This is a genomic window from Nocardia sp. 2TAF39 (assembly GCF_052114905.1).
Taxonomy (GTDB): Bacteria; Actinomycetota; Actinomycetes; order Mycobacteriales; family Mycobacteriaceae; genus Nocardia.
This window is the reverse complement of the sequence record NZ_JBFRFQ010000090.1, coordinates 1-9,204: the sequence shown is the minus strand read 5'-3', so window position 1 is coordinate 9,204 and position 9,204 is coordinate 1. Positions and strand designations below refer to the sequence as shown.

Genomic DNA, 9,204 nt, shown 5'->3' with positions numbered 1-9,204 from the left:
ACCATCTGCGAAACCAACCGGAAACCCTGCCAGTTGCCACCCGCGGCCAGGGCGATATCGACACCCGACAAACCCTTGGCACGAACCTTGCCGGTCAGCCTCGGAACCTTCACCGGCAGACCCAACTCGTCCCGACCGAACCGCAAACCCACCTGGCCACAGGTACGCGGCACCCGCCCCGGATCAGACGTGGCCGCCCGGAGCGCAGTCGCATCCGGCAACCCGGATATCGAAGCGGCTGAACCACGGCCGAAACTGAGCCGGGCGAGCGCGGCCCGGATCTGCTGTCGGGCACCGTGATACAACCCGGTCCAGATACCGGCCGTCCGCATCGCGATCCCCATCGCGCCGTCGCCGCCGTCGTCGAATCCGCCGTGGTCGGTATCTGCCCGCGGATGCGGCATCCCCTGCCCCTGCACCACGAGCGCGGAACGGTTCAAGACCACCCAGTAATCAGCGTGATACTTCGACAGACCGCCGTTGGTCATGTAGGCGTCGTATCCCCGGACCGCGGCGTACCGCCCCACATCCGACAGCACGTCGAAACGCGCTTGTACCAGCGCTAGTTCGTCTGCGACATCGGGAGTCTGCGGCAGTGCTTCCAGTCGCGACCGCTCGTCCCGCAGTTCATCGAGGACCGCTCGCTGCTCGGCGTGCAAGTCTAGTGCGTGGATCACGCGGGCACCCGGTCGCAGCGCCATCCGGATCACGCCTTCCGGCCTATCCATTGCGAAGTCCAGTGCGGCGGCTTCCCGAGTCGTCACGTAGATTCCGTTGCCGGAGGTGAACCCTTTCGCCGGCCTGCCGGCGAAATACCGACCGGACTCGAACTCGTCGACGTGCGTCGGATCGGTGACACCCCGGAAGAACTCCCGACCCTCCGAGGCCACCACTGCGTCGACGCCGGTCGGGTCGACCACTGTCGGCAATTCGTCGAATCGCTGCCGCCGAGCTATTTCCTCCAACCCTGGATCGGACGGAAGATCGTTGCGCACCATCCCGGCGACCGCAACATAGTCCAGATCGGCCAGCAGGTCACGGCCCCGCGCCACGTGAGCAGGCATCGGCGCCGACGCAAGCGGACGGAAAATGTTCGACATCACGCCGAAATCCCGACCCAAAAAGATAGTTTCGTGCCCGCTCAGATACGCCCGATGTCCGGGTTCGACTCGGACGTGGCCGATCTTGTCGTAGCCGAGTTCGGTGCCGCCCGGTGTCCCAAGATCTTCGATCCAGACACGTCCGTCCGGCTCCACCCCGAAAGTGACGTGCTCCGGCGCCAAGTCCTGGAATCGGGTCCGGAACCTGCCTTCGGGATCAAAGTCGCCGCGCCCGAACGTCACCGGTCTCCCAGGCGTCAACTCCATCCTGCTGCTGCCCAGCCATATCACCACCGGCTCGTTGTCAGACGCGCGGGCGCCGACCCGCTCCGGAATGCTCACGGCCGAATCCATCCGCGGGCCGGTCTCCGGATCTACCGCATCCGCCGACCGCTCCGGGCCGGACGCGCCGACACGGAAATCGCGGCGGCTGGTGCGTACGACGCCGTCGGCGTCGGCGACTTCCACCCGCTCGCCGTCGCTGTCGAGGAACATTCCGAATACCGGATGCCCGGCCGTCTCCCGTGACGGCACGAAATTGGGTTGCAACACACCCTTGCCCGGGTCGCGCCGCTCGATCCGGACGGTTCCGTCCGCGTCCACTCGACGAACCAGCCAATACATGTGGCCGACATCCCCGCGCCCCCTGCGCTTTCCGGAATGCGTCGGTTCGAACACCAACAAGCCCACGTCCTTGCCGCTGTCCGGGCTTTCCTTATCGCGCCGGGCACCCCACTCCTTCAACCGGGCGACGGCCTCGTCGATATTCGCGAAAGCTTGCTTGCGCCCGCCCATCACCTTTTCGATACGACGAACCCGCATCCCCCCGAGCCCAGCGGTGAACTTGTCGAGACCAGCCCTGCCCGTCACCGCGCCGACGTCCTGCATCGTCAACGGACCACACAGGTAGTCCTCGTGCGACCACGGCACAGACGGACGCGCATACGCCCCGTTTCCCTCGGCGGCGGGCGCCGGAGCGGGCACTTTCTGCACCAACCGCCGCAGGAAACCTCGGCTCCCATACGCGACGCGCAGCCGCGTCTGCTCCCAGTCCGCCATGGTGTGCGCGAACTCTTCCGCGTCGAGTCCATGCGACAACCCGTATGCCACCCGCGCCGGATCGTCCAACGCCAATGAGGCGTCGCGTGCCCCGGAAGCGCCCGCCTCCGCCAGCACCTCCTGTTCCTTCCACTCCTTTGCCGGGTCGCCATCGACGAAGGGATAACGCGGAAGCAGCCCCGACCAGCCGACGAATGTAAGGGGCGACGGCGGCAACCCGCGGCTGCGAAAAACGTCGAAGGCCCTATTCATTCTCGCTATCAAGCGGCCGGGAGACCTGGTGATTCCGCGAGACCGATCCAACACATGAATGAACTCGTGACGTAGGAGATGAGAGATCAGGTCCCCCGGCGACCGGCCCCACCAGAAGGTCTCCTGCGAGACCTGCAGTGTCTCCGCGGACCATTTCCGGTCGGTCACCGCCCTTCGATCGATCTCGATGACCGAGTAGTAATTCGCGTGTGTCGCGGTATAACTGGTCCCGAAGGAACTCGCCAGTCCAGTGGCATTTTCCGAGATGCGGTTCAACACATCCGGATCGACGAAACGCACTTCCCGAAGGTTGTGCCTGCCACCGTATTCCGCGATCAGGTCACGCAACTCGCGGTCGGCGGACTCTATAGCGTCCACCAGAACGTCCTCGGCCTCCCATCCGAGCAACCGGACATGATGATCGTCGTACAGTTTGTCGACCACCCGTCGCTTGGCCTCGAAATCCCGTGTCGCCTGGTCCGGAGGCTCGGGCACCTCGTCACCGTCGACTCGGCCCGGCGCCTGCTCATCCACAGCACGCGGTTCTTCGAAATGCGCCCAGGCTTCCCCGTGGGGCTCGACCCCCGACCGCTCGGCGGCCTTCAGCGACTGGTAGACCTCCGCACCCACCGCTGCGGCACTGTGATGCGGGACAAGCTCTTCTACACCCGAGAAGAGTTCTTCAGGCAACGGCCCCTGCATGCGGTATTGATCGCATTCGACAGATACAGACAGCGATCGGATATCGGCATCCTCCGACCATCGCACCGTCAGTACCACCCACGGCGTCGACAAAATGCGCCGGATGGAGACGTGTTCCATAGGCTGTCCGATGCGAGCGCTCTGGAATGCTCCGTCGAACCCCGGCAAGTTTCCGAACTGTGCCAACTCCTCCGGTTCCGGGAATTCCCGGATGAATTCCAGTGCACCGAGTCCGGCGTTACGCACTACCTCCATCGCCGCTGCGATCCGACCCGGGTCGCGCCAGCCCCACTCCCGCAGCTTGTCCCCCAACGCCGACGCGGCAGCTTCCACCGCCCCTGCTTCACCCCAGCTGAATGCCACGGTCGCTTCTCGCTGGTCTGCCGACCAACTCCGAATTTGTTGCACGGCATCCGATTCATCCGGATCCGAGGTGTCGACACGGCCTTCCACCACGGCATCGTGTGCCACGACGGCGTGCTCCGAATGGCTTACCGACTCCGTCTTTTCGACGTAGAGGATCTGCGCCGCGGAGAGCTCCCAATAGTCGTCATCGGGAATCTGCCCCTGCAACCTGTCCATCTCGGTCTCGGCTCGCGCCTCCGACCGCAGCGCGACCAGGTCGGCGTCCGCCGCGGCGGCAGCTTTACGCAGACTCTGCAACGCCTCCTGCCGACTCAGCACCGCGGCAGCATGTTTCGTCAACAGCCGGTGCCGAAACGGCGCCGCGCCCTTCGACACACCACCGAGTTCCTCGAGCCGGCGAACCATCGCGGCGACCTCGCGGTAACGAAGGGTCGCCGCCCGCAAGTCGGTGTCGTAGCGGTCCGCGTCGAGGACCCCTTGCTCGCCCAGGCGCCGCCGAGCGGCTTCCAGCTCCTGTTCGAACCGCTCCGACTGCAAGATGTCCACGTCGGCGCCCGTCTTGGCAGCCGCCTTCGCCAATTCCGCCGCCGCCTCGGCCCGTTCGACGACCAAATCCTCGTGTGCCGACCGAAATACTTCCGGAACCGCATTCGCCCCGACAGGTTCTCCAGACGGCGGGACATGTACCGGGCCAGGCGCAGCCGTGCCGTCACCGACCCATGGAACGTCCTCCCCGCCCGGGAGGAGCGCCCCGTCCCGTTGTTCGCGGCCAATTCGGGTCGCCGGCTTGCCCTGGCCGCCGCGACCGGGCTCCGGCACATCCTCGACCTCCGAGCTGTCGTCGCCGGCTGATGGGATGCCTGTGGGGTCTCCGAGGCTGCGGGGCGGCCTGGGCTGCGGCAATCCGGCCTCATCAGCCGTGGCACGGACTGATTGCGCGGTCGGCACCGGCTCCGCCGCGCCGGGCCTGCGCCGCAGGCTCGGCCGCCACCGCCTGCGCGGCTCCTGCGACGCGGCGGCATCGGTCGGGGAGCCCTCGGCGTGGGGATCCGGCACGACGACGACAGTGATGTCGTCGAGTTCTCCGTTGGCTTCTGCCCGGTCGACCAGCGCGGCCGCGATCGCGCCCCGGTCACCGGCGTGACGGCCGACCACCTCGCCGAGCGCCTGGGGACCGGACATCGTCTTCACCGCGCCGTCGGTGACCGTGAACGCGACACCACCACGCGGCACCGTGATCGTGCCGTCCTCGGCTATCACGGGCGCGTCGATGTCATCCGACACCAGAATGGTTTTGACGTATTCCGCCGGTGCAAGGTGGTCATGCGGCTCGGCCGGGTTCCACTTCTCCCGACCGAGGGCGTATTCGATCGCCTGCCGGTAATTCTCCAGCCACGGGCTCCGTTCGAGCGCCTCGCTCTCGGTTATTCCGTTCGCCTTCGCGAACAGCGGGATGGACGAGTGGTCGTCGGTCAACCACATCGCATGCCGACCGTCGGCGGACGCCCAACCCACTCGACTGTCCCCGACCCACCCGACGGTGAACCGATCCGATTCCTTGATCACGACCGCGACCGTGCACTGTGGCTTGTCCTCGTGGTCGGCGTACTCGGGCCGCCGCCCCAAAGCCTGCACCTTCAACTGGACATGGTGCAGCGCGTCCCGCAGCACCGCCTCCCGGGTGAGCCCCCGCCCGAACCGCGCCCGCGGCCAATGCTCTTCGAGGTAGGCGCTGAGCTCGGCCGCCGCCTCCTGTGCCGCGCGGTGCCCGTCCGGCGCGCCGCTCACCCCGTCGAACGCCGCGGCGACCACGACCGGTTTCCCGTCGCGGGTGAACTCCACGACCACCATCGCGTCCTCGTTGAGGTCGTGGGCGCCCCTCTTGCTCACCCCGGCAGCCGACCGGGTCTCCCCCGCCAGCCGCTCAGCCCGCTCGGGTTCCCCGAGCTCCGCAACCGGCCGACCATCCTGGTCGCGCAGCCCGTGTCGCGGCCCGAACGCAGCATCGGCGGGATTCCGCCCGAAGGTCCTGCCGTCCGGCAACGGCGGCAGCCCCGGCGTGCCCAGCCCGGTCACGATCTCGCCGTTCTCGACCACCACCGCCCACACACCGGTCGGCTCCGGGCGATCACCACACCAGTCCTCGAAGTCCGTCTCCAGATCACCCTCGCGAACGACAACCCGATCGCCCTTGTTCACCAAAAGCACCGCATGCCCCATACCGGTGTCGTCGTAGACCTCGAACAACACCGCCGCGGCATTCTCACCCCGCCCAGCCACTTCCTGAACAACCGCGTCCCGATCCGCGAAACCCACCGGACGATGCCGCAACGCATCACGATCCGCGAAACCCGTCGGACGATGCTGCCGCAACGCACCGACTATCCGCTCACCGGACACACCTTCCGGCCCCACCTCACCCAACGCCGACCAATCCACCAACCCCGTGCCCTGCACACGGTCCAACTCCCCGAACGCCACCGGCACACAATCATTGCGATGGCCTGGTTCGCCGTGCGAAACCCGCACAACCGGCGGCACATCCTCACGCGTAGTGCCTGCCACGGAAACGTCTGTCACGTAGGCAATTTGCTCGCCCGGCTCCGTGTTCGACAGCGCTGAGGCGATCGTCTCCTTCTCGGGCGTATGCGTCTCGCGGCGACCGGTGGGCGACACGGCAAACGTTTGTACCGGCGCCGTGGACCCACTCGCCTCGGCGTAGCCGAACTCCGCACGGCCGTGGGCGGTCTCGCCGTCGAGCCTCAGCTGTCGTTCACCCACACCGCCGGCCACCGTGACATCCAGCCGGCCACGTTTGTAGCCTTCCGCCAGCAGCTCGCCGACCTTTGTCGACATGGAGTCGAGTGCGGCGGCTTTGTTCTCATGATCCGCCCAGTCCGCGATCAGCCCGACCATCTGGTCCACGGCCACTGTTCGAGCCGGGACCCCCTCGATCAGGTCAAGCTCGAGATGTACGCGCAAGCTGCCGTCATCCAACGCCACCTCGAGCACCTTGCGGTCGCCGTCCATGACGCTCAGCGTGCTGAGGCCGCTCTCACTCACCCAGTTTCTCGGGACTTGGAAACCGCGATCCAGCAGCGCCACGACCATCTCACGCACCCGCCTCCGGGTGACTTCATCGATCGCGATGCTCAGATATTTCTCCTCGATAAACAGACTTGCCTCGAGGAGAAGCGCGGCCTCGGTATCTATGCCGAGCGCCGCCGAGCGGTCGGCAATCATGGCCTCGATATCGGCGTCACCGTCGAACTCCGGTCCCGTCGGCCGATCCAGGATGTCGACGGTGTGCCCCTGCGCCCTGTCCGCCATGGTATTCGCGAACTCTTCGGCGTCGACGCCATGCGACAATGCATGTATTACTCGCGCCGGGTCGGTCAGCGGCAACGACGCGTCCTCTGCCCCGGTCTTGCTTCCCTCTGCCAGCGCCTCCTTGTCGTTCAATCCCTTTGCGGGGTCGCCGTCGATGAAGGCGTAGCGTGGAAGCAGGCTCAACCAGGCGTCGAATTCGGTTTCCGCCGGTATCAATCCACGGCTTCGATAAACATCGAAGGCTTTTTCCAGCCTGTCTCGAATGCTGCCACCAGACCTGGTGATTCCCTGGGACTGATCCACCACGTGGCCGAACTCGTGGCGCAGGACAGCGGAGACCAAGTCGCCTGGCGACCGGCCCCACCAGTGGGTCTCCTCCTGCGAGTGGCGCAATGTCTCCGCGGACCATTCCGGGTCGGCTATCGCTCTTCGATCGATCGCGATGCCCGCGTAGTAATTCCCGTGCGTCGCGGTGTAACGGGTCCCGCAGTAATACGTCGCCGCCGCAGACGACAGTGGGTCGATGGCTCGCAATGCCGTCTCATCGAGGAAGCGCACTTCTCGAAGGTTGTGCTTGCCCCCGTATTCCGCGATCAGTTGACGCAACGTGCGATCGGCGGACGTCAAGGCGTCGATCAGGACATCCCCGTCCTCCCATCCGAGCAACCGGACATTGTGATCGTCGCGCAGTTTCTCGACTATCCGCCGCTTGGCCTCGAAATCCCGCGTTGCCTGATCCAGCGACTCGGCCACCTCGTCGCCGTCGGCCGGGCCTCGGGTCGACTCTTCCGCCACACGCGGCTCTTCGAAATGCGCCCACACTTCGCCATGTGTCTCCACCCCCGACCGAGTGGCAGCCTCGAGCGACCGATACACCTCCGCACCCACCGCATCGGCACTGTGCTGCGGAATCAGCTCGTCCAGGCCCTGAAGAACTTCTTCCTCCAACGGCCCCACCGGCCGGACCTGGTCGCATTCGACGGACACACGCAGCGATCGGACATCGGCATTCGCCGACAGTCGCACCGTCAGTTGCACTCGTGGTCGCAGCATCTCATGGGGGAAGACAGAATTCGGATCCCCTCCAGGGCGAGAACCCTTCAACATTCCGGGAAGCCCATTCAGGTTTCCGAACTGATTCAGCTCCTCCCGTGCGGGGAAGTCCGCTATGAATCGCCGCGCACCGAGCCCGGCGTTGCGCACCACCTCCATCGCCGCGGCGATCTGATCCGGGTCACGCCAGCCCAACTCCCGCAGCTTGTCCCCCAACGCCGACGCGGCAGCTTCCACCGCCCCTGCTTCACCCCAGCTGAACCACACGGTCAGTTCTCGCTGGTCTGCCGAGAAGTTCCGAATCCCCCGGACTGCGAGCGACTTCTCGGGATCAGTGGTGGCAACACGGCTTTCCACGACAACGTCGTGCGCGGCGATAGCCCGCTCCAACCGGCGAACCGATTCCGCGTTGTCGAAATAGCTACTCAGAGCTGAGGACAGCTGCCCATATGCCGCATCGGGAATTCGGCCCCGCAACGTATCCATCTCGGTCCGGACTCGCGCCACCGACCGCAACGCCACAGGATCAGCACCCGCCACGGCGGCAGCTTCACGCAGACTGTGCGACGCTTCCTGCCGACTCAGCACCGCGGCAGCATGCTTCGTCAACAGCCGGTGCCGCGATGGCGTCGCATCCTTCGACACGCCACCGAGTTCCTCGAGCCGGCGAACCATCGCGGCGACCTCGCGGTAGTGAAGGGTCGCCACCCGCAACTCGGTGTCGTAGCGGTCCGCGTCGAGGACCCCTTGCTCGCCCAGGCGCCGCCGAGCGGCTTCCAGCTCCTGTTCGAACCGCTCCGACTGCAAGATGTCCACGTCGGCGCCCGTCTTGGCGGCCGCCTTCGCCAATTCCGCCGCCGCCTCGGCCCGTTCGACGACCAAATCCTCGTGTGCCGACCGAAATACTTCCGGAACCGCATTCGCCCCGGGAGGTTCTCCAGACGGCGGGACGTGTACCGAGCCAGAGGCAGCGGTGCCGTCACCACCACCGGGCAGCTCTCGTTGCAATGGGGCTTCGAGCTGGGGATCGGGCGGCTCCGCATCGGGCGGTGTATCCGGGCGGGCGCCGACCCATTCCGGGATGCTCACACCCGGGTCGATCCGCGGGCCGGTCTCCGGATCCACCGCGTCCAGTGGCCGATTGCCTTCGCCGAAGACGATCCCGGCGAAACCCACCGCACCGACGGGCGGGTTCCATTCCGCGAACGTGACATCACGCTCCTCGTCGCCGAGCCCCTCGTGCACCCGCACCACACCGGTGTCCGGGTCCTTGTAGACCACGAACAGGTGCCCACCCCGACCGCCACCGAAGTTGGCCGCGCCGAACACCGTGTGCCCGTTT

1 protein-coding gene is annotated in these 9,204 nt (G+C 66.2%); it reads right to left on the bottom strand.

Annotated elements, in window-relative coordinates; translation table 11 throughout:
- On the bottom strand, positions 1 to 9,204 hold a 9,204-nt coding region (locus tag AB4Z47_RS30100), incomplete at both ends, for a protein phosphatase 2C domain-containing protein (protein ID WP_441956005.1).